Here is a 20,326-nt window from a genome sequence, read left to right on the forward strand (position 1 = left end):
AACGCGCCACCGCAGATCGGCCGTCGTCACGGCTACAGCCAGTTGCGCTTGCGGAAGATGGCCCACAGCACGCCCATGAGGGCGAGCATCCCGAGGATCGCGACCGGGTAGCCGTACCGCCAGTGCAGCTCGGGCATGTGGTCGAAGTTCATCCCGTAGACCCCGGCGATGAGTCCCGGAGCGAAGAGGATCGCCGCCCACGACGAGATCTTCTTCACCTCCTCGCCCTGACGGTGTGCGGCGCGTGCGAGCTGGCGGCTCTCCTCGCCCTGCGCCAGGCTGGCGCTCGTCATGCGGCGCATCGCCTCGTTCTGCTCCTGCGAGACCAGGGTCGAGTGCAGCGTCAGGGCGTTCTCGAGCAGCGCGCGGAACGAGTCCACCCGCTCGGTGACGCGCAGTGCGTGGTCGAGCACGTTCCGCAGGCGGTGCTGGACCTCGTCGTCGACGCCGTACTTGTCGGCCCCGCGGAGCAGTCCCTTGACCATCGCGGGCACGGGCTTCGTGGCGCGCTGGAACGCCAGGACCTCGCTGAGGAGCTGGTAGATCCGCTTCGAGACGCCGGGGTCGACCTGACCGGCGAACAGTTGGTCCTCGATGGCGTCGATGTGGTCCTGCAGGATCTCGACGACCGGGGCGTAGCCGTCGACGACCTCGTCGAGCACGGCGGCGGTGACGGCCTCGGAGCCACGTGCGAGGAACTCCGGGTCCCCCTCCACCCGGGCACGGAGCGCCGCCAGGTCCGGCCGCTCGGCGTGCCGGACGCTCACCACGAAGCGGTCGCCGACGAACAGGTGCACCTCACCGAACTCGACGGTCTCGGCGCGAGCGTCGAACCACGCGGGCCGGAGCACCAGGAAGAGGGTGTCGCCGTACCGCTCGAGCTTCGCGCGCTGGTGTCCCTTGCGGGCGTCCTCCACGGCGTTCTCGTGCAGGTCGAACTCCGTCGCGACGGCTTCGAGTTCGGCGTCGTCGGGCCGGAGCAGCCCGATCCACGCGAGGTCGCCCCGCGTGGCGAGCGACAGGGTCGACGGCGATTCGACGCGACGTCCCTCGACGTAGATCGCGTTGTCGATCAGTGCCATGCTGTGCTCCTCTCGGGAGCAGGCAGGCGCGAAGTCATCCCGGGCGGTCCCGGGGCAGGCGTGGTTCAGCGAACGGGCACGGCGACGACCGTCAGGGGCGGCCGGCCCGATCGAGGATGGTCACCCGACATCGCGCCTCACCTGCCCTTCTGGTCCGTCGTGGCCGCGGTCCGCAGCCTCGTGGCCACACTCGTGGCCGACGGCCACACCCGTGGCCGACGCCCGACCCTACTCCGCAGACGTGCGAGCGCCAAGTGAGAGGGCGCTCACGTGCCCCCCGACCTCGCGGCTCGACGAGGCGACCGCGACGGCACGCACCCGGCGAGTCCGGCGGGACAGCGGCGGTCAGCGCGTGATGTGCAAGCCGGCCGAGGACAGCTCGGCGAGCTGCCACCCGAGCCAGGGACTCCACGCGAACGGTGCTCCGGCGACGGACTCGCGCAGGGCGTCCTCGGAGACCCAGGCGTACTCGGCGACCTCGTCGTCCGCGGGGGCCGGGACGTCGTCGGTGACCGCGCGGTACACCGGGCAGACCTCGTTCTCGACGATGCCCGAGGCGTCCACCGCGCGGTACCGGAAGTCGGGCAGGACGAGCTCGATGTCCCGCACGGTGATGCCGAGTTCGCGTGACGCCCGGCGGGCGATGGCGTCCTCGAAGGACTCGTCCGGGCCGGGGTGGCCGCAGAACGTGTTCGTCCACACCCCCGGCCACGTCTTCTTCGAGAGCGCACGACGGGTCACCAGGACGTCGCCGTCGGTGTTCCGCACGTGGCACGAGAAGGCCAGGTGGAGGGGCGTGTGGTCTGTGTGCACCGTGAACTTGTCCGCTGTGCCGATCGGGGTACGGTCGTCGGCCAGCAGCACCACGGTTTCCGGGAATGCGCTCATCTGCACCGATAGGTTAGGCCAATGAGCGAGGAAGCGGCCACCGTGGCGCACATCGACCTCGCGCTCGTCGACGACTGCCTCGAGCGCTTCTTCGTCGTGTCGTCGGCGCGCGCCGAGCGCTACGGGCGTCCGTCCGAGGAACTCTGGCGGGTGCTCCGCAAGGCGAGCATGGGCGGCAAGCGCTTCCGCCCGCGCATGGTCCTCACCGCGTACGCCGGCCTCGGCGGGGACGACGTGCACGCGGCCGCGAACGTCGCCGCGGCCTACGAACTCCTGCACACCGCGCTGGTCGTGCACGACGACGTCATCGACCGGGACTGGTCCCGCCGCGGGCAGCCGAACGTCGCCGGGTCCTTCCGCGACACCGGGACGACCGGCGGCCTGCCCCTGCCGACCGCCGAGCACCGGGGGATGAGCGCCGCGGTGATCGCCGGGGACCTCGCCCTCGCCGCGGCGCCGCGGTTCATCGAGTCCTCCGGGGTCACGGGTGAACGACGCGCCCGACTGCTCGAACTCCTGGACGAAGCCGTGTTCGCCAGCGCAGCCGGCGAGATGACCGACGTCGACCTCGCGCTGGGGGTCATGCCGACCGTCGACGAGGTGCTCCAGATGGAGCGGGCGAAGACGAGCGTGTACTCGTTCGAGGCGCCGCTGCAGTCCGGGGCCGTGCTCGCCGGTGCCGACGAGTCCGTCGTCGCCGCACTCGGTGCCTTCGGCCGGGAGATCGGCATCGCGTACCAGATCGTCGACGACCTGCTCGGGGTGTTCGGGGACGAGGGCACGACGGGCAAGACCGTGCTCGGGGACCTGCGCGAGGGCAAGCGCACCATGCTCATCGCCTACGCGGCGACCACCGACTGCTGGCCCGACATCGCCCCGTACCTCGGCGACCCGGACCTCACCGAGGAGCGCGCGGCCGAACTCCGTGCGACCCTGGTCACCTGTGGTGCCCGCGCCGCCGCCGAGTCGCGGATCGCCGAGCACGCAGCACTCGCCCGTGCCGAGCTCGCCGGACTGCCGTACGACCTCGCCGACCGCCTGGAGGGCCTCGTGACCGAACTCGTGGAACGCGCCCGGTGAACCAGAACGCACCAACGCGTCTGCCCCTGTACGACGCCACGGCCGAGGCCGCCTCGGGGGTCGTCATCGACCGCTACTCGACGTCCTTCGGGCTCGCCAGCCGCCTGCTCACGAAGGACACCCGGGAGCACATCCGCAACGTCTACGCGCTGGTCCGCGTCGCCGACGAGGTGGTGGACGGCCCCGCGACCGAGGCCGGGCTCGACCACGAGCTCGCCCGCACCGTCCTCGACGAGCTCGAGTCGGACACGGAGCGTGCGATCGCGCTCGGGTTCTCGGTTAACCCGGTGGTGCACGCGTTCGCCCGCACCGCACGCGTCACGGGCTTCGGTCCTGAGCTCACGCGCCCGTTCTTCGCCTCGATGCGGATGGACCTCGAGCGGACCGAGCACGACCAGGAGTCCTTCGACCGCTACGTGTACGGCTCGGCCGAGGTCGTCGGCCTGATGTGCCTCCGTGCGTTCGTGTACCGCGCCGGCCGGCCGACCTTCGACGACGCCGTGCTCGTCGACGGTGCCCGCGCGCTCGGTGCCGCGTTCCAGAAGGTGAACTTCCTGCGCGACCTGCACGCCGACTTCGAGGTACTCGGCCGCTCGTACTTCCCGGGCGTCGACCTCCGCACCTTCGACGAGGCCACGAAGGACCGGCTCGTCGCCGACGTCCAGGCGGACCTCGACCGCGCCGCCGCCACCGTCCGCTTGCTTCCGGCCGACGCGCGGAACGCGGTCGGCCTCGCGCACGCGCTCTTCCAGGAACTCAACGACCGCATCGCGGTCACGCCGGCGCACCGCCTGATCACGACGCGCGTGCGCGTCCCGAACCCGGTGAAGGCGCGCCTGGCCGCACAGGTGCTCGCCGGACGTGCGCCGCTGCGGTCGCGCGCGACCCACCACCGGACGGGAGGCACGGCGTGACCCCGCCCCGCGCCTCCAGTCCGAAGGCATCCGGCCCGACGACCAACCGCAAGGTGCCCGCCCGACGCGCGGTCGTCATCGGCGGCGGCATCAGCGGACTCGCGTCCGCCGCCCTGCTCGCTCGGGACGGCTTCTCGGTGACGGTCCTCGAGCAGCGGCAGCAGCTCGGCGGCCGCGCGGGATCGTGGGAGCAGGACGGCTTCCGGTTCGACACCGGACCGTCCTGGTACCTCATGCCCGAGGTGTTCGACCACTTCTTCCAGTTGCTCGGCACCTCGGCGGACGCCGAACTCGACCTCGAGAAGCTCGACCCCGGCTACCGCGTCTACAGCGAGGGCCACAACGAGCCGATCGACCTCCGCGCCGACCGCGAGGCCAACATCGCCCTGTTCGAGTCGATCGAACCCGGTGCCGGCAAGCGGATCCGGAAGTACCTGGCGTCCGCCGAGGACACCTACGCGATGGCGATCCGCCGGTTCCTGTACACGACGTTCCAGGACCTCCGCGGGCTCGCCGCCCCGGACGTCCTCCGCCGGCTGCCGAAGCTCGCACGCCTGCTCATCGAACCGCTGTCGACGTTCGCCGAGTCCGCGGTCAAGGACCGGCGGCTCTGGCAGGTCCTCGGCTACCCGGCGGTGTTCCTCGGCACCAGCCCGTACGCGGCGCCGAGCATGTACCACCTGATGAGCCACCTCGACCTGGCCGACGGGGTGCTCTACCCGAAGGGTGGCATCACCGAGGTGATCGCCGCCGTCGAGCGGGTCGCCCGTCGCGAGGGCGCGAAGATCATCGCCGGCGCCGCGGTCGAGCGGATCGTCGTGGAGGACGGCCACGTCACGGGTGTCGTCCACCGGGACCGCCGGGGCGAGCAGCACACCGCGCCCGCCGACCTCGTGGTGAGCGCCGCCGACCTCCGGCACACCGAGCTCCAGCTGCTCGACCGGGAGCACCGCACCTACCCCGCGGCGCACTGGGAGCGGCGGGACCCGGGGCCGAGCGCCGTGCTCGTGTACCTCGGGATCGACGGCCCGGTGCCGGGACTCCTGCACCACACGCTCGTGTTCACCGAGGACTGGAAGGCGAACTTCGGCGCGATCTTCGGCCACGACCGACACGTCCCGGACCCCGCGTCGATCTACGTCTGCGCGCCCTCGGAGACCGACGCCTCGGTCGCGCCGCCCGGCTCGAGCAACCTGTTCGTACTCGTGCCGCTGCCCGCCGACCTGTCGATCGGCAAGGGCGGCATCGACGGCGCCGGGGACTACGAGGTCGAGCGGATCGCCGACCGCGCCATCGACATCGTCGCGGAGCGCGCCGGGGTACCCGACCTGCGGGAGCGCATCCGGGTCCGCCGGACGATCGGTCCGCGCGACTTCGCCGACGACTACAACGCCTGGAACGGGTCGATGCTGGGACCGGCGCACACCCTGAAGCAGAGTGCGTTCTTCCGTGAGAAGAACGCCTCCCGGAAGGTCGAGGGGCTGTACTACGCGGGTGCCTCGACGATCCCGGGCATCGGGTTGCCGATGTGCCTGATCAGCGCCGAGGTGCTCCTCAAGCGCATCCACGGGGACACCACGACCGAACCGCTGCCGACGCCGCTCGGGTCCACGTCGGCCGACGCCGTCTGATGCCCGGGCTGTACCTCGCCGGGCTGGTCGTGTCGCTCGTCGGCATGACCGTGCTCGACGCCCGCTTCCGACTGTTCTTCTGGCGGGCACCGTGGCGGGCGGCGGCCGTGATGGTGGTGGGCGTGGCGTTCTTCCTGTTCTGGGACGCGCTCGGCGTCGCGCTCGGCATCTTCTTCATCGGGCCGCAGAACCTGCTGACGGGCGTGCTCCTCGCGCCGGACGTCCCGCTCGAGGAGCTCTTCTTCCTGCTGCTGCTCTGCTACACGACCATGAACCTGGTCGGCTTCGTGCAGCCCCTCGTCGCACGCGGGCTGCGCCGGTCCGAGCGGAGCCGGTCGTGACCGGGTCGGGCGCGTACGCGCTGCTCGCCGTACCGTTCTTCGCAGCGGTGGCCGTCGTCGCGCTCGCCGCCGGGGTCGTCGCCGCACGACGTGCCCGTGCCCGGGGCCGCCGCGCCCCGACCGGCCGGCGGATCGTGCTCGTGACCGGGCTCGTCGCCGGCGTCGCCCTGCTCGTCATGACGATCGTGTTCGACAACGTCATCGTGACGCTGCGGATCGTCGCCTACGACCCGGCACTCATCAGCGGTGCGAAGATCGGGGCGATCCCCGTCGAGGACCTGGCGTACTCGATCGCCGCGATCGTGCTGCTGCCCAGCCTGTGGGTGCTGTTCGACCGACCCACCCGGCCATCCCAGGAAGACCGGACCGGTCCGCGCGACCGCACCGGCGCGCGCCCCGCGCCCGACCCGACCACCGCACCACCGGAGGGATCCCCGTGAACGCGAGCACCGCCTCCAGGCCGTCGACCCTGCGCGCCCTGTTCGTGTCGTCGCGACCGATCAGCTGGGTCAACACCGCGTACCCGTTCGGCGCCGCGTACCTGCTCGGCAGCGGCGTCGGCGTCGAGGGCGGTGGCGGGTTCTCGCTCGTGGCGTTCCTCGTCGGGGTCGTGTACTTCCTCGTGCCCTACAACCTGGCGATGTACGGCATCAACGACGTCTTCGACTACGAGTCCGACCTGCGGAACCCGCGGAAGGGCGGGGTCGAGGGCGCCCTGCTCGACAAGAGCGTGCACCGCACCACGCTGTGGGCCGTCGTCGTCACGAACGTGCCGTTCCTGGTCGCGCTCGTCGTGCTCGGCGCGGTGTCCGGGAACGGGCCGTGGTCGTGGCTGGTCCTCGCGATCAGCGTCTTCGCGGTCATCGCCTACTCGGCGCCGGGGCTGCGCTTCAAGGAGAAGCCGTTCCTCGACTCCCTGACCTCGTCGACCCATTTCGTGTCCCCGGCGATCTACGGTCTGGCGCTCGCCGGACCGCACTGGACCGGTCAGCTCGTCGCCGTGTGCGTCGCGTTCTTCCTGTGGGGCGTGGCCTCGCACGCGTTCGGTGCCGTGCAGGACGTCCTGGCCGACCGAGCCGGCGGGATCGGCTCCGTGGCGACCGTCATCGGCGCCCGGGCCACCGTGCGCCTGGCGTTCGTCGCGTACCTGGTCGCCGGGGTCGCGCTGCTGTTCTCGGCGTTCCCGGGGCCGATCGCCGCGATCGTCGTCGTGCCCTACGCCCTCAACGTGCTGCCGTGGTGGAACGTCACCGATGACGGCGCGGAGTCCGCCAACGCGGGCTGGAAGCGCTTCCTCTGGATCAACTACCTCGCCGGGTTCATCGTCACGATGGCACTCATCGCGTACGCGTTCACGCACTGAGCGTGTCCCTGACAGACTGGTCGGACGCACCGCGGCGTCCGTGGTGCGTCACCAGCCACGAGGGAGTGCACGCATGACGGTCCGGATCATCCACGTCGGTCTCGGAGGGTGGGGCGGCAACTGGGCTCGCACCGCCATCCCGGAGGTCACCGAAGTGGAGGTGGTCGGGATCGTCGACCCGGTCCCCGTGACGCTGGACGCCGTGCGCACGGACCTCGGACTGCCGGAGTCGGCGGCGTTCGCGTCCCTCACCGAGGCGCTCGCCGGGGTCGAGGCCGACGCCGTCGTCATCACCGCCCCCGCCGTGACGCACGTGCCGCTCGCGCTCGAGGCGCTCGAGGCCGGCAAGCACGTCCTCGTCGAGAAGCCGTTCGCGAACACCACGGACGAGGCCGTCACCGCCGTCCGCCGTGCCGAGGAACTCGGGCTCGTGCTGCAGGTCAGCCAGAACTACCGCTGGTACCCGGCACCCCGGGTCGCGCAGGAGCTGCTGGCAGTCGGAACGCTCGGCGAGCTGTCCGCGATCAACATCGACTTCCGGCAGTGGGACAACGACCTCGCGTTCGAGGAGCACCCGCACTACAAGTTCCCGCACGCGATGATCAACGACATGGCGATCCACCACTTCGACCTCATCCGGATGGTCACCGGGCAGGAAGCCGTGCGTGTCTTCGCGAAGGCGTCCTACCCGTCGTACAGCAAGTACCAGGACGAGGCGGTCGCGTCGATGATCATCGAGCTCGAGGACGGGCTCGTCGTCAGCTACCGCGGCAGCTGGCTCTCGCGCGGACCCCGGACGGCCTGGGCCGGCGAGTGGAGCATCCAGGGCGAGGACGGCGAACTGTGGTTCACGAGCCGCGACGGGTCGCCGAACGCCGTCGACGGTGACCGCGTGACGGTGCGCCGCACCCAGGACGACGATGCCGAGGCCGTCGAGCTGCCGACGATGCCGCACACCGACCGGCAGGGCGGGCTGCAGGCCTTCGCCCGCTCGGTGTCGGGCGGTCCCGCGCCCGCGACGAGCGGCCGCGACAACCTGCGGAGCCTCGCGCTCATGGAGGCGGCGGGCCGCTCCGCGGCCTCCGGCCGTCCCGAGGACGTCGTCGTCCCGTCCTGAACGTGACCAGTCGACGCTCTGGAGGCGCGGGGCGGCCCCGCCCCGTGCCTCCAGGCATCGTCGTCTCGCGCTGAGCGACAGTTCTCGCGCGCACAGCCGCGAGAACTGTCGCTCAGCGCGAAACTCGGGCGCGACCCGCCCGTCCGCCGCGCGCGGGACACGCCCGGGGCTGGACACGACCCCGGCCCGAGCGTGTACGAAATGGGGAATGGCCAAGGACAGTCTCCCCGAGCTCGAACTCGCGAACGTCCGCACGCGAGAGGGCATCACGGACACCGTGACCGAGATCCGTCGTCGTGCGGACGTCCCCGCGCGCGCCCGTCTGGCGATCGCGAAGACCAAGCAGCGCTGGCACCGTGACCCCACCCCGCTCGTGGCGATGGGCATGACCGCGGCGGCCGGTGTCGCAGCGATCGTCGTCGGCATCGCGATCCGCAACAAGCCCGCCGGCCACCTGGCCGAGCCGCACGTGACCTCGGCGTTCACCGCGCTGCTGCCGTTCGGCGCACGCGGGGACGGCCCGTCGGCCAAGGAGCAGGCGCAGCCCGGCCGGAAGGGTCGGAAGGCACGAGCGAAGGCGGCCGAGGAAGCCCTCGAGCGCGACCCGGTGCACCGCGCACGGGTGAAGCAGCGCGCCGGCATCGCAGCCGTGCAGCGCCGTGCCGACAAGAACCGCAAGGCTGCGGTGAAACGGTCGAAGCAGGCCGTGAAGGCCTCGGCGAAGGGCTGAGACGATGGCATCCGACCACGGCAAGCCCGCCGCCGACGACTCCCGGAAGGCCGACAGCCCCGCCGACCTGCAGAAGCCGACGGTCGTCTACACGCTGAAGAAGACCCTCCGCGAGTTCTCCAGCGACCAGTGCACCGACCTCGCCGCGAGCCTGACGTACTACTCCGTCCTCGCGCTCTTCCCCGGGCTGCTGGCCGTGGTGTCGATCCTCGGTCTCGTCGGCCAGGCGGACAACACGATCAAGACCCTGCTCGACGTCCTCGGGAACGTCGGCTCGCAGCAGGTCGTCGACCTCCTGCAGGGCCCCATCGAGGGGCTCGTCCGATCGCCCGCCGCCCCCGTGACGTTCATCGTCGGTGTCGTCGGTGCGGTGTGGTCGGCCTCCGGCTACGTCGGCGCCTTCGGCCGGGCGATGAACCGGATCTACAACGTCCGCGAGGGTCGCCCGATCTGGAAGCTCCGCCCGACCATGCTCGGCGTGACGCTCTTCACGGTGATCCTGCTCGTGCTCGGGCTGCTCGTGCTCGTGTCCGGCCCGCTCGCCCGGAGCTTCGGCGACGTGATCGGCCTCGGAGACGTCGCGGTCACGGTGCTGAGCATCGTGCAGTGGCCGATCCTGCTCGCCATCGCGATCATCGTCGTCGCGGTCCTGTACTACTGGGCGCCCAACGTCAAGCAGCCGTCCTTCCGGTGGGTGAGCGGCGGCTCGATCCTGGCGATCCTGATCTTCGTGATCGCGAGCGTCGGGTTCGGGTTCTACGTCGGCAACTTCTCGAACTACAACGCCACCTACGGCTCCCTCGGTGGGGTGATCGTGTTCCTGCTGTGGATCTGGATCACGAACAACGCGCTGCTGTTCGGTGCCGAGTTCGACGCCGAGCTCGAACGCGGCCGCCAGCTGCAGGCCGGCATCCGCGCCGAGGAGGACATCCAGCTGCCCGAACGCGACACCCGCCAGATCGAGAAGCAGGACGAGAAGCGCGCGCAGGACGTCCTCGACGGGATCAAGATCCGAGAGGGCGCCGACCGCCGCTGACGGAGGATTCCCGGGCGGTGCCGCTACGGTTCGCCCCGTGCCGACCTTCCTCGAGGGCCTCCCGTTCTGGTGGCTCGTCCTCGCGCTCTTCGCCGTGGTGTTCTGCCGCGCGCAGGCGACGTACTGGCTGGCGCGCGGTGCGGTGGCAGGGGCCTCGCGGTCGCGGTGGGGCCGGTGGCTCGACTCGGCTGCGGTCCGTCGCGGGTCGGCGTTGCTCGACCGCTGGGGGCTGCCGGTCGTCACGGTGAGCTTCCTGACCGTGGGACTGCAGACGATCATGAACGCGGCCGCCGGGGTCGCCCGGGTGCCGTGGTGGCGGTACACGATCGCGATGGTGCCGGGGTGCGTCGCGTGGGCGTTCGTCTACGCGACCGTCGGCATCGCCCTGTTCTGGGCCGTCGTCGCGACCGTCGCCGGGTCGCCGTGGGGCGTCGTCGCGCTCGTCGCGCTGCTCCTCGCCGCCGGGGCGGTCGTCTGGTCGGTGCGCCGTCGACGCCGTCCCACCTCGCCGTCGGTGTGACGGCCTGGAGGCACGGTGCCAGCCCGCCCCGCCGCCTCCGTAGGCTGGTGCGCATGACCGACACCGCGCCTCCCGTCCGTCCGACCGCCCTCGTCACGGGCGCGACCCGTGGGATCGGCCGGGCCATCGCGCTCGATCTGGGCCGCACGCACCACGTGCTCGTCGGCGGCCGCAGCGCGGACGCCGTCGCCGCGGTGGTCGCCGAGCTGCCGAGTGCGGCGCCGTTCGTGGGAGACCTCGGCGCGGGGGACCTGCCGGCGCTGCCGGACCGGCTCGACGTGCTCGTGCACTCCGCGGGCGTCGAGCAGGGCACCACCGTCGCGGGCACCCCGCGCGACGTGTGGGAGCAGGTCTTCGCCACGAACGTCTTCGCGGTCGCCGAACTCACCCGGGTGGCGCTCCCCGCGCTCCGGGCAGCGCGCGGGATCGTCGTGCCGATCAACAGCGGTTCCGGGTTCCACTCCGGCCCCGGCGGTGGCGTGTACGCCGCGTCGAAGTTCGCCCTGCGGGCCTTCGCGGACGCCCTGCGCGAGGAGGAACGGGCGAACGGCGTGCGGGTGTCGAGCGTGCACCCGGGCCGGACGGACTCGGACATGCAGCGGGCCCTCACCGAGAAGCTCGGCGAGGACTACGACACCGACTACTACCTCGCCCCGTCGGACGTCGCCGACGCCGTCCGGACCGTCGTCGACCTGCCCGAGCGGGGCACGATCGAGTCGCTGGCGATCCGGCCGACGCGGCGACGCTGACGGCGGTCCGCTCGCCCCCTCACCCGAGCTCGAGCCTGGCGGTGAGGTCGAGCCGCTCGAGGAACGCCTCGTCGTGGCTGACCACGACGAGGGCCCCGCGGTAGGCCCGCAGCGCGTCCACGAGCTGGTCGACGCTCGTCAGGTCGAGGTCGTTCGTCGGCTCGTCGAGCACCAGGAGCTGCGGGGGCGGGTCCGCGAGCACCAGGCTCGCGAGTGCGACCCGGAACCGCTCCCCGCCGGACAGCGCCCCGGCCGGGCGGTCCACGGTGTCCCCGCGCACCAGGAACCGTGCAAGTCGGTTCCGCACCTCGGCCGGTGGCACGTGGGGCGCGTCCCGCCGGACGTTGTCGAGCACGGTCGCGGTGTCGTCCAGCGTGTCCTTCCGCTGCGGCAGGTACGCGATCCGGTCGACGTGCGGGACCGCCCGGGTGTCCGGCAGCGGGTGGTCCCGGGCGTCGGGCACACCGACGAGCTGTTCGAGCAACGTGGTCTTGCCGACACCGTTGTCGCCGGAGACGGCGATCCGCTCCGGCCCCTGCACGATCGTCTCGCGGCCCCGGACCGTGATCGTCGCGATCTGCCGCGACGCCGGGACGTCCGGGTCCGGCAGCGTCACGTGGATCGACTCGTCGGTGCGGAGTCGGAGCTGCGCCTCCCGCTTGGCGTCGAGCGCCGCGGCCTCGTCGTCGGCGTACCCGACCCGCAGTCGTCCGGCGGTCTCCTGCGCCTTCTTCCGCGCTTCGTTCGCGAGGATCTTCGGCATGGACCGGCCGGCCTTCTCACCGGCCTTGGCCCGGCGCGCGATCTTCGTCTCCGCCTCGATCCGCTGCCGCTTCTCGGTGCGGTGCCGCTGTTCGGCGACCCGGACCTCGCGTTCGACGGCGGCCTGCTGCACGGCGAGATGCTCCTCGAAGGCGCTGAAGGTCCCGCCGAACACCGTCATGCTCCCGGCCCGGAGCTCGCAGGTCTCGTCGACGTGCTCGAGGAGCTCCCGGTCGTGGCTGACGACGACGAGGGTGCCGTGCCAGTCGTCGACCATGTCGAGCAGCAGCCCACGGGCACGGCGGTCGAGGTTGTTCGTCGGCTCGTCGAGGAACGCGATCGGCCGACCCCGCAGGCGGATCCCGGCGACCGCCACGAGGACGGCCTGGCCGCCGGAGAGGGTGCTCGCCGGCCGCTCGAGATCGGCCGTGGTGCCGGACAGGCCGATCGCGTCGAGCGCCGCGGCCGCCCGCTCCTCGAGGTCCCAGGCGTCACCGACCGCGTCGAAGTGCTCCGGCGACGCGTCCCCGCCGAGGATCGCCCGCAGCGCGGTGAGCGTCGGTCGGATGCCGAGCAGGTCGGCGACCGCGGCGTCGTCACCCGTCTGCAGGCGTTGCGGCAGGTGGTCGACCGGACCCGACGTCGTGACGGTGCCCGACGTGGGGTGGAGCCGACCGGTGACCAACCGGACGAGCGTGGACTTCCCGGCCCCGTTCCTCCCGACCAGGCCGGTGCGGCCACGGCCGAAGGCGGTGGTGAGGTGGCTGAGCGCGACGGTGCCGTCGGGCCAGGTGAAACTGACGTCGTTCAGGACGACGGACGGACTGATGGGCATGGAGATGCCTCCCCGGTTGTCGAAGCTGGGCGCTCGACACCGGACCCACCGCCGAGGCGGTGGTGCGCCCGACGGGGCGCGTCATCACGGTGTCAGCGCGTGGGCTGAGCAGAACCGGTGATGGCCAGCAAGGCGTCTCTTCCGTCGGGGAGCCCCCGTGTCCGCCATCCGTGCTGCCGGTCGGTCGTCCCGCCCCGGGAGCCCCGTGATGACGACGAGGTGCCACCACGCTACGCCCGCGTCCCGCGGACACGCAAGAGGTGACAGGCTGGGGGCATGCCGGAGAACCTGCTGCCGAACCCGACCGCGAACCCGTCGACCCTGTTGCCCGCCGAACCCGAGGTGGAGGCCGCGCTCGCCGCCGACACCCCCGTGGCGAGCGTCGTCGTGTCGCACCCGTCGTCGAGCCTGGCGTGGGCGCTCCTCGCCGACGAGGCCTGGGCGCGCGGGGCCGCCCTCGAGTCCTACGCGTACGCCCGCGTGGGGTACCACCGCGGGCTCGACGCGCTCCGCAAGGCGGGGTGGCGTGGGGCCGGGCCGGTGCCGTGGTCGCACGAGCCGAACCGCGGCGTGCTCCGGGCCCTGTTCGCCCTGCGCCGCGCGGCGTCGGCGATCGAGGAGCCGGGCGAGCCCGAGCGCCTGACGGAGTTCCTGGACGCGAGCGACCCCGCGGCGCTGCCGGCGCTGTCCGCGGAGTCCGCCGAGTAGCCCCGCCGGATCGCAAGACACCGGTGTTCGTCCGTTGCACCCCGACATGTCTGGGTGCGACCGACGAACACCGGTGTTTTGCGGAGGACCCCTACGCGAGCACGACACTCCACGAGAACGCCTGCGGCCACAGCTGGTGCTCCGGCAGCACGTCGAGGCCGCACGCCCGGCTGCCGAGCCCGTGCTGCGCGGCGTCGAGGTACAGGTACAGGTGCTCCGACGCCGGCAGCTCGTACGGGTGCATCGCGCGGCCGATCTGCTGCGCGGTCCACGGCGAGAGCGTGAAGCCCGCCCGGTGCGCCCCGACGGTCGACACGGTGAGGTCGCCCACCGACAGCTCTCGCAGGTCGGGGCGGTACCCGGTCTCCTGCGGCATCGAGTACTCCACACCGAGCGTCCGCACCGGAGCCGTGAAGCGTCCGACCCGGGCAGCGTGCGACGAGTCCGCGTAGGACTCCAGCGGCCCGGTCCCGAACCAGCTCGCGTCTTCGTCGGCGAGCCCCGCGGGGAGGTCGAACCGCACTCCGATCCGCGGCCACGTCACGTCCCAGGCGCCGAACGGCACGGCGTCGGTCTGCAGCAGCAGCCCGTCGTCCGTGAGGGTCCAACGGTGCGTGACGTCGACGCCCCACCCGCTGTTCGCCGCCGCGACGCGGATGCGCTGCTCCAGGCCGTGGTCGGTCCGCGACACCGACACGAGCCGGTGCGTGAGCCGGTCCAGGCCGCGCTCCCGCCAGCGTGTCGCCGATGCGGGAGCGGACGGGTCGCCGACGCCGTGCGTCAGCACCGGGTCCGCCGTCTCGTAGCCACCCTGCGACGCCAGACTGTCGTTGTCGGTCGGCGCGCGCCACAGTTCGAGCCGCGGCCCGGCCACCTCGTGCCCCTTCCAGGACACCAGGTCACCGCGGGCCGAGAACGTCCCGTCGCCGAGCCGGTCGCCGTCCCACCCCTGACTGGAGGCCCGTGGTGCGTCCGCCGGTCGGCTCGCGACGAGCGTCTGGGCGCGTGCCAGGACGTGGCCGGTGTCCGCCCACGAGGTCGGCCCCGCCAGTTCCGCTGTGACGTCGAACCACAGCTCGTCGCCGGGAGCGAGCGTCGCGGCCTGGGCCTCGAGCACCTCGTCCGGTACGGGCACGGTCGCGGACTCCCGCGCCGCGACGACACCCGGAGCGAACCGACCCTCGTGCTCGACGACACCGTTGCGCGACAGGGCCCAGTGGAACCGGAGCCCGGCGGTCGACGCGGAGTGGAAGCGGTTCTCGACGAGCACGGTGCGGTCCGAGAGGGCGAACCGGATCGGGGCGACCACGGCCGCGAACTCGGCGAGTCCCGGGGTGGGGGAGTCGTCGGGCAGGACGAGGCCGTCCATCACGAAGTTGCCGTCGTGGATCACCTCACCGAAGTCGCCGCCGTAGCCGTAGTACGCCTCGCCGGAAGCGGTGTGCGTGAGGAGCCCGTGGTCGCGCCACTCCCACACGAACCCGCCGTGCAGCCGCGGGTACTTGTCCACCAGGGCCTCGTACTCGGCGATCTGCCCGGGGCCGTTGCCCATCGCGTGCACGTACTCGCAGTGGATGAACGGCTTCGACCGCTGGCGGGCGGCCTCGGCGGGACCGCAGCCGAGCAGGGGCGTGGCCGGGCCGCCGCCGATCGACTCGGTCTCCTGCAGCGTCGGGTACATCCGCGAGTACACGTCGGTGTACTCGCCCGTGTAGTCGCCCTCGTAGTGGACGGGGCGTTCGGCGTCGCGGTCGTGCACCCACTGCGCCATCGCCGCGAGGTTCCGGCCCGTGCCCGACTCGTTGCCGAGCGACCACATCACGATCGAGGCGTGGTTCTTGTCCCGCTCGACCGTCCGCGCGATCCGGTCGAGGTAGGCCTCGCGCCAGTCTGGATCGTCCGAGGGGTTGCCGACCCAGTCGGTGAAGACGAACCCGTGCGTCTCGAGGTCGCACTCCAGGATCACCCAGAACCCGAGTTCGTCGGCGAGGTCGAGCACGCGTGGGTGCGGCGGGTAGTGCGAGGTCCGGATCGCGTTGACGTTGTGGCGCTTCATGAGCGCCATGTCCGCGCGGGCGTGGGCTTCGTCGAACACCCGACCCCGCTCCGGGTGGGTCTCGTGCCGGTTCACCCCGTGGAACACCACGCGCTCGCCGTTGACGAGGAACCGGTCGCCCTCGATCGCCACGGTGCGGAAGCCGAGCCGCAGCGAGACCGTCTCACCGCCCGCGTCGCCGCCCGCGTCGGTCCCGGTGGACACCGTCGCGTCGTACAGCTTCGGGAGCTCGGCGCTCCACGGTTCGACGCCCTCGACCTCGATCGGCGTGACGACGTCGGCCGTGTGCCACACCACGGACACCCCGAGGTCGGGCACCACGAACCGCACCGGAAACACCGCGTCGAGCGTCGGGAACGAGATCGTCCCCGTGCCCGTCGACGGCCGACCCGACGCCGCGGTGCCCGCGGTCGCCGCGGACCCGAGCGTCGAGGTCCAGCCGGCACGGACGAACACGTCGTCGACCGGGGCGGTGGGCCGCGCGAGCAGCGTGACGTCGCGGAAGATGCCGGGCAGCCACCACTGGTCCTGGTCCTCCAGGTACGAGGCGGCCGACCACTGGTGCACCCGGACCCGCACCTCGTTCGACCCCGGTCGCAGCACCGACGTGACGTCGAACTCCGTCGCGAGCCGGGAGCCGGTCGCCCAGCCGAGTTCGGACCCGTTCACCCACACCCGGAAGTGCGACTCCACCCCGTCGAAGCGGAGCAGCACCCGGGCCGCCGCGTCGAAGGTCGTCGGCACGTCGAAGGTGCGCCGGTAGTCGCCGGTCGGGTTCTCCTCCGGCGGGTGCGGCGGATCGATCGGGAACGGGTACTGCAGGTTCGTGTAGCTCGGCGCGCCGTGGCCGTGCAGCACCCAGTGCGCCGGCACCGGGATGGTGCCCCACTCGTCCTCCGGCCCGGGTTCCGGGACGTCCGCCACCGGTGACCACCGGAAGTCCCACTCCCCGTTCAGCGACAGGGACGGGGCGTCGGTGTGCAGCCAGGCACGCGGTGCGAGCCGGGACTCCGAACCGGGAGCGGTGGAAGCGAGCGCAAGACTGGTCAACCCTTGACCGATCCTTCCGTGAGGCCCCCGCGCCAGAAGCGCTGCAGGACGATGATGGCGATGACGAGCGGGATGACCGAGACGAGCACCCCGCCGGTGGTGAGCTGGTAGAACTCCGGCAGCCGGTCGACCTGCGATCGCCAGTTGTTGAGTCCCAGTGTGATCGGGTACAGCTTCTGGTCGGCCAGCATGATGAGCGGCAGGAAGAAGTTGTTCCAGATGCCGACGACCTGGAACAGGAACACGGTGACGAGCGCCGGTGTCATCTGCCGCAGCACGATGGTGTGGAAGATCCGCAGCTCGCCGGCACCGTCGATACGGGCCTGTTCGAGGAGCGCCGTGTCCACCGACGCCGCGGCGTACACCCGGCAGAGGAACAGGCCGAACGGCGAGACCAGGCTCGGGATGAGCACGCTCCAGTACGTGTCGGTGAGCCCCAGCGTCGAGAAGAGCAGGAACAGCGGCAGGGCCGTCGCGGTCCCCGGCACGAGCACGCCGCCGAGGATCGTGCCGAACACGAGCTGCCGGCCGCGGAACTCGTACTTCGCGAGCGCGTAGCCACCCGCGGCGGCGAAGTACGTCGCCAGGACGGCGCCGACGCCCGAGTACAGGATGCTGTTCGCGATCCAGCGGACGAAGATGCCGCCGTCGTACGTGAACACCTGCTGGAGGTTGCTGAACAGCGCGAAGTCACCGCCGAACCAGAAGCCGTTCGTGGCGAACAGCGCTCCCGTGGTCTTCGTCGCCGCGATGATCACCCAGTACAGCGGGACGAGGAAGTAGATCGCGACGATGACGAGGATGCCCGTCACGACGATCTGGGACTTGCCGGAGCGGTCGAGCTTGCGGCGCTGGTGCGCCGAGATCGACGTGGTGTCGAGCCGTTCCGCGTTCACGCGGGTGGCCGGCGCTTCGATGGCTTCGCTGGTCATGCGTCCGCCCCCTTCGTTCCGTTCTGCAGACCGGACCCGCCCTGGAGGCTCGGTGCGGCTTGGGTGGTGACCACCTGTCGGGCGGATGCGCGCGTCTGGAGCGCGCGCTGCGCCTCCAGGCCGTCCCGCTTCGCCCGCTTGCGGCGATCCCGTTCGTCCTTCGGCGGACGGTTCGTCAACGCGAGGAACGCGAACGACAGGATGAACGCGGCCAGCGCGATGATGACCGCCTGCGCACTCGCGACGCCGTACTCGTTGAACGCGAACGCGTTCGTGTAGGCGGCGTAGTTCGGCGTGTACTCGGTGTCGATCGCGGGGGCGACCGTGGACAGGATCTGCGGCTCGGCGAAGAGCTGCAGCGTGCCGATGATCGAGAACACCGTCGTGAGCACGAGGGCCGGCGCGATGAGCGGGATCTGGATCCGCCACGCGACCTGGAACGCGTTCGCGCCGTCCACCTTGGCGGCCTCGTAGACCTCGCCGGGGATCGACTTCAGCTGCGCCACGATGATGAGCATGTTGTAGCCGGTGTACGTCCACGTGACGATGTTCGCGATCGACCAGAGCACGCTGTTCGCGCCGAGGAAGTCCGGCTGCAGCCCGATCGACTGCAGCAGGGACACGATCGGCGACAGCCCGGGCACGTACAGGAACGACCAGAGGATCGTCGCGATGACGCCGGGGACGCCGTACGGCATGAAGTAGATCGCCCGGAAGAACCCGGGCCAGCGGGCGCTCGCCGACTCGAGCAGCAGCGCGAGGATCGTGCACGCGATGATCATCACCGGGACCTGCACGATGCCGAACAGGAGCATGCGGCCGATGGAGGCGACGAAGCCGGCGTCGTTCAACGCGGTGACGTAGTTGTCGAACCCGGCGAACCGGCCGGTGACGCCGTCCTCACCGAAGAGTCCCTGCCGGTCCACCGTGGTGAAGCTCTGGAACAGCGCGCTGACGATCGGGATGATGAACGTCAGCACGAACAGGGCGAGGAAGGGTGCGAGCAGGATCCACGGGGCGCGCTTCTGGGCGACCGTGGCCTTCGTGCTCGTGCGGAAGCCGTTCTTCGGCTGCGTCGTGGTCATCGTGCCGTCCTCACGCTGAGGCCCTTGTCCTTGAAGGACTGGACGATCTCCTTCTGGGCGAGCTCCACTGCGTCGGTGAGCTTCAGACCACTGGTGAGCTTGCGGCGGAACTGGTTCTGCAGGCTCGTGAAGGCCGACTGCGTCACGGGCGACCACGACCAGTCGACGTTCTGCTCCCGGGCGGCGGGGACGAACACGTCCTCGTTGTAGTTCTGCCCGGAGAACCACTTGCTCGGCTTCTCTCGCTGCGCGCCGATGTAGTCCTTCGCGGGGGACCACCCGATGCCGCAGTGCTTGATCATCGCGTCGATGCCCTCCTTCGAGGTGGTCATCCAGGTGATGAACTCGAGCGCCTCCTTCGGGTGCTTCGAGTTGGCGAGCACGGCTGCCGTCGAACCGCCGATCGCACTCGAGCCGAAGCCGGTGTCGCCCCACTTCTGCATCGGCGCGACCTTCCACTTGCCCTCGCCGCCCTGCACCGACTCGATGAGGGCGTCACCCCAGCTCGCGCTCGTGACGGCCGCGATCTTGCCGCTCGCCGCCGAGGCGTACCAGCCGGGGGAGTACGCGCCGGCGCTCGTGTCGACGAGCTTGTCGTCGATGACGCCGTCGAAGAACTCCGCGACCATCAGGGTCTTGTCGTCGGTCATGTCGACGACCCACTCGTCGCCGTCGACCTTGAACCAGCGGGCACCGGCCTGCTGCGCGTACGCGGCGAAGGGTGAGGCGTCGGAGACCGGGAAGACCTCGAGGTAGTTCTGCGCACCCGTCTTCCGGACCTTCTCGGCGAGTTCGCGCCACTCGTCCCACGTCGTCGGGGGTTCGCCGCCCGCCTGCTCGAGCAGCGCTGTCTGGTAGTAGAAGCCCATGGGGCCGGTGTCCTGGGGGATGCCGTAGATCCCGTCGACGAACGACACCTGCGCCCAGGCGGCGTCGTCGTACTTCGCCTCGTAGTCCTTCGCGCCGTAGCGGGCGAGGTCGACCAGGCCGTTCGCGAGCATGAACTCGGGGATCTGCCGGAGCTCGACCTGCCCGATGTCCGGGCCACCGCCGGCCGCCAGCGCGGAGTACATCTTCTGGTACCCACCGCTGTTGCCGCCGGGGATCCAGTTCGCGTTCACCTGGATGTCGGGGTGCGTCTTGTTCCACACGTCGCAGACCTTCTGCAGGTCCTTCAGCCAGGCCCAGTAGGTGAGTTCGACCTTCTGGCCGCTCACGGCGGCGGGCACGAGGGCGGCCTTGTTGACGTTCGTCGAGCCGGGCACCGCGCACCCGGCGAGGAGTCCGGCGGCGGCCGTGCCGAGGCCGAAGCCCAACAGCTGTCGTCGTGACATCGGGCGTCGGTTCGGTTGTGGCGTCATTGCCTGGACTCCGGTTCGTCGTCGAGCGGGGTGCCCTCCAGCCAACCACAAAACCGAGCGCGGCTGTACTTTCGCGCAGACTCTGG

The 20,326-nt window shown here is 71.2% G+C and carries 19 protein-coding genes; 12 read left to right on the forward strand and 7 right to left on the reverse strand.

Annotated elements, in window-relative coordinates:
• Positions 1–32: 32 nt before the first annotated feature.
• Both FS532_RS17330 and idi read right to left on the reverse strand, forming a co-directional pair.
• The gene (locus FS532_RS17330) at positions 33–1,082 is read right to left on the reverse strand and encodes a magnesium and cobalt transport protein CorA (protein WP_079238004.1); all 1,050 of its coding nucleotides are present in this window, start codon (positions 1,080–1,082) and stop codon (positions 33–35) included.
• Between the two features lie 345 nt (positions 1,083–1,427).
• Positions 1,428–1,970, reverse strand: coding sequence for an isopentenyl-diphosphate Delta-isomerase (gene idi, locus FS532_RS17335; protein ID WP_144757056.1), 543 nt, complete (start codon positions 1,968–1,970; stop codon positions 1,428–1,430).
• 21 nt (positions 1,971–1,991) lie between these two features.
• Here idi and FS532_RS17340 point away from each other — a divergent pair, with 21 nt between their 5' ends.
• The 11 genes from FS532_RS17340 to FS532_RS17390 all read left to right on the forward strand — a co-directional run bounded on the left by FS532_RS17340 (position 1,992) and on the right by FS532_RS17390 (position 11,451).
• Positions 1,992–3,050 carry a polyprenyl synthetase family protein gene (locus FS532_RS17340; protein WP_079238006.1) on the forward strand — a complete coding sequence of 353 codons (1,059 nt, stop codon included), beginning with the start codon at positions 1,992–1,994 and terminating at the stop codon, positions 3,048–3,050.
• Positions 3,047–3,964 carry a phytoene/squalene synthase family protein gene (locus tag FS532_RS17345; RefSeq protein ID WP_144757058.1) on the forward strand — a complete coding sequence of 306 codons (918 nt, stop codon included), beginning with the start codon at positions 3,047–3,049 and terminating at the stop codon, positions 3,962–3,964. The genes FS532_RS17340 and FS532_RS17345 overlap by 4 nt, the downstream gene beginning before the upstream one ends.
• Positions 3,961–5,595 carry a phytoene desaturase family protein gene (gene crtI / locus FS532_RS17350; protein ID WP_260852798.1) on the forward strand — a complete coding sequence of 545 codons (1,635 nt, stop codon included), beginning with the start codon at positions 3,961–3,963 and terminating at the stop codon, positions 5,593–5,595. The genes FS532_RS17345 and crtI overlap by 4 nt, the downstream gene beginning before the upstream one ends.
• Positions 5,595–5,936, forward strand: a complete 342-nt coding sequence (locus tag FS532_RS17355) for a lycopene cyclase domain-containing protein (protein WP_079238008.1) — start codon at positions 5,595–5,597, stop codon at positions 5,934–5,936. The genes crtI and FS532_RS17355 overlap by 1 nt, the downstream gene beginning before the upstream one ends.
• Entirely contained in the window at positions 5,933–6,376 is a 444-nt protein-coding gene (locus FS532_RS17360; protein WP_260852799.1) for a lycopene cyclase domain-containing protein, read from the forward strand. The genes FS532_RS17355 and FS532_RS17360 overlap by 4 nt, the downstream gene beginning before the upstream one ends.
• Positions 6,373–7,299 carry a prenyltransferase gene (locus FS532_RS17365; RefSeq protein ID WP_144757060.1) on the forward strand — a complete coding sequence of 309 codons (927 nt, stop codon included), beginning with the start codon at positions 6,373–6,375 and terminating at the stop codon, positions 7,297–7,299. Before FS532_RS17360 ends, FS532_RS17365 begins: the two co-directional genes overlap by 4 nt.
• 73 nt (positions 7,300–7,372) lie before the next feature.
• Positions 7,373–8,416 (forward strand): Gfo/Idh/MocA family protein, encoded by a 1,044-nt coding sequence (locus FS532_RS17370; protein ID WP_144757062.1) that lies wholly within the window; start codon positions 7,373–7,375, stop codon positions 8,414–8,416.
• Between the two features lie 208 nt (positions 8,417–8,624).
• Complete coding sequence (locus tag FS532_RS17375; RefSeq protein WP_144757064.1) at positions 8,625–9,146, forward strand: hypothetical protein; 522 nt, start codon at positions 8,625–8,627, stop codon at positions 9,144–9,146.
• 4 nt (positions 9,147–9,150) lie between these two features.
• Positions 9,151–10,182, forward strand: a complete 1,032-nt coding sequence (locus FS532_RS17380) for a YihY/virulence factor BrkB family protein (RefSeq protein ID WP_144757066.1) — start codon at positions 9,151–9,153, stop codon at positions 10,180–10,182.
• A gap of 37 nt (positions 10,183–10,219) precedes the next feature.
• Complete coding sequence (locus FS532_RS17385; protein WP_144757068.1) at positions 10,220–10,702, forward strand: DedA family protein; 483 nt, start codon at positions 10,220–10,222, stop codon at positions 10,700–10,702.
• A gap of 53 nt (positions 10,703–10,755) precedes the next feature.
• On the forward strand, positions 10,756–11,451 hold the full coding sequence (locus tag FS532_RS17390) for an SDR family oxidoreductase (RefSeq protein ID WP_144757070.1): 696 nt from the start codon (positions 10,756–10,758) through the stop codon (positions 11,449–11,451).
• A gap of 19 nt (positions 11,452–11,470) precedes the next feature.
• On the opposite strand, the gene FS532_RS17395 is transcribed toward FS532_RS17390, so the two are convergent.
• Entirely contained in the window at positions 11,471–13,048 is a 1,578-nt protein-coding gene (locus FS532_RS17395) for an ABC-F family ATP-binding cassette domain-containing protein (protein ID WP_144757072.1), read from the reverse strand.
• Between the two features lie 276 nt (positions 13,049–13,324).
• Here FS532_RS17395 and FS532_RS17400 point away from each other — a divergent pair, with 276 nt between their 5' ends.
• The gene (locus FS532_RS17400; RefSeq protein ID WP_144757075.1) at positions 13,325–13,756 is read left to right on the forward strand and encodes a DUF3151 domain-containing protein; all 432 of its coding nucleotides are present in this window, start codon (positions 13,325–13,327) and stop codon (positions 13,754–13,756) included.
• Positions 13,757–13,847: 91 nt separating this feature from the next.
• Here the strand turns inward: FS532_RS17400 and FS532_RS17405 are convergent, their stop codons facing one another.
• The 4 genes from FS532_RS17405 to FS532_RS17420 are packed head-to-tail and all read right to left on the reverse strand — an operon-like array spanning position 13,848 to position 20,213.
• Positions 13,848–16,862 carry a glycoside hydrolase family 2 TIM barrel-domain containing protein gene (locus tag FS532_RS17405; RefSeq protein WP_144757077.1) on the reverse strand — a complete coding sequence of 1,005 codons (3,015 nt, stop codon included), beginning with the start codon at positions 16,860–16,862 and terminating at the stop codon, positions 13,848–13,850.
• Positions 16,859–17,794: a carbohydrate ABC transporter permease gene (locus FS532_RS17410; protein ID WP_079238017.1), complete on the reverse strand. Its 936-nt coding sequence runs from the start codon at positions 17,792–17,794 to the stop codon at positions 16,859–16,861. The genes FS532_RS17405 and FS532_RS17410 overlap by 4 nt, the downstream gene beginning before the upstream one ends.
• A complete protein-coding gene (locus FS532_RS17415; RefSeq protein WP_144757079.1) occupies positions 17,791–18,879 on the reverse strand; it encodes a carbohydrate ABC transporter permease in 1,089 nt (362 codons plus the stop codon). Before FS532_RS17415 ends, FS532_RS17410 begins: the two co-directional genes overlap by 4 nt.
• Positions 18,876–20,213: an ABC transporter substrate-binding protein gene (locus FS532_RS17420; RefSeq protein ID WP_260852800.1), complete on the reverse strand. Its 1,338-nt coding sequence runs from the start codon at positions 20,211–20,213 to the stop codon at positions 18,876–18,878. The genes FS532_RS17415 and FS532_RS17420 overlap by 4 nt, the downstream gene beginning before the upstream one ends.
• Between the last annotated feature and the right edge of the window lie 113 nt (positions 20,214–20,326).

It is taken from the genome of Curtobacterium pusillum (assembly GCF_007673235.1).
Taxonomy (GTDB): Bacteria; Actinomycetota; Actinomycetes; order Actinomycetales; family Microbacteriaceae; genus Curtobacterium; species Curtobacterium pusillum_C.

Excerpts from the sequence above, each read along its gene's own strand:
- FS532_RS17330 (WP_079238004.1), bottom strand. The coding sequence starts at position 1,082 with ATGGCACTGATCGACAACGCGATCTACGTCGAGGGACGTCGCGTCGAA.
- idi (WP_144757056.1), bottom strand. The coding sequence starts at position 1,970 with ATGAGCGCATTCCCGGAAACCGTGGTGCTGCTGGCCGACGACCGTACC.
- FS532_RS17340 (WP_079238006.1), top strand. The coding sequence starts at position 1,992 with ATGAGCGAGGAAGCGGCCACCGTGGCGCACATCGACCTCGCGCTCGTC.
- FS532_RS17355 (WP_079238008.1), top strand. The coding sequence starts at position 5,595 with ATGCCCGGGCTGTACCTCGCCGGGCTGGTCGTGTCGCTCGTCGGCATG.
- FS532_RS17370 (WP_144757062.1), top strand. The coding sequence starts at position 7,373 with ATGACGGTCCGGATCATCCACGTCGGTCTCGGAGGGTGGGGCGGCAAC.
- FS532_RS17375 (WP_144757064.1), top strand. The coding sequence starts at position 8,625 with ATGGCCAAGGACAGTCTCCCCGAGCTCGAACTCGCGAACGTCCGCACG.
- FS532_RS17380 (WP_144757066.1), top strand. The coding sequence starts at position 9,151 with ATGGCATCCGACCACGGCAAGCCCGCCGCCGACGACTCCCGGAAGGCC.
- FS532_RS17390 (WP_144757070.1), top strand. The coding sequence starts at position 10,756 with ATGACCGACACCGCGCCTCCCGTCCGTCCGACCGCCCTCGTCACGGGC.
- FS532_RS17395 (WP_144757072.1), bottom strand. The coding sequence starts at position 13,048 with ATGCCCATCAGTCCGTCCGTCGTCCTGAACGACGTCAGTTTCACCTGG.
- FS532_RS17400 (WP_144757075.1), top strand. The coding sequence starts at position 13,325 with ATGCCGGAGAACCTGCTGCCGAACCCGACCGCGAACCCGTCGACCCTG.
- FS532_RS17410 (WP_079238017.1), bottom strand. The coding sequence starts at position 17,794 with ATGACCAGCGAAGCCATCGAAGCGCCGGCCACCCGCGTGAACGCGGAA.
- FS532_RS17415 (WP_144757079.1), bottom strand. The coding sequence starts at position 18,879 with ATGACCACGACGCAGCCGAAGAACGGCTTCCGCACGAGCACGAAGGCC.
- FS532_RS17420 (WP_260852800.1), bottom strand. The coding sequence starts at position 20,213 with ATGTCACGACGACAGCTGTTGGGCTTCGGCCTCGGCACGGCCGCCGCC.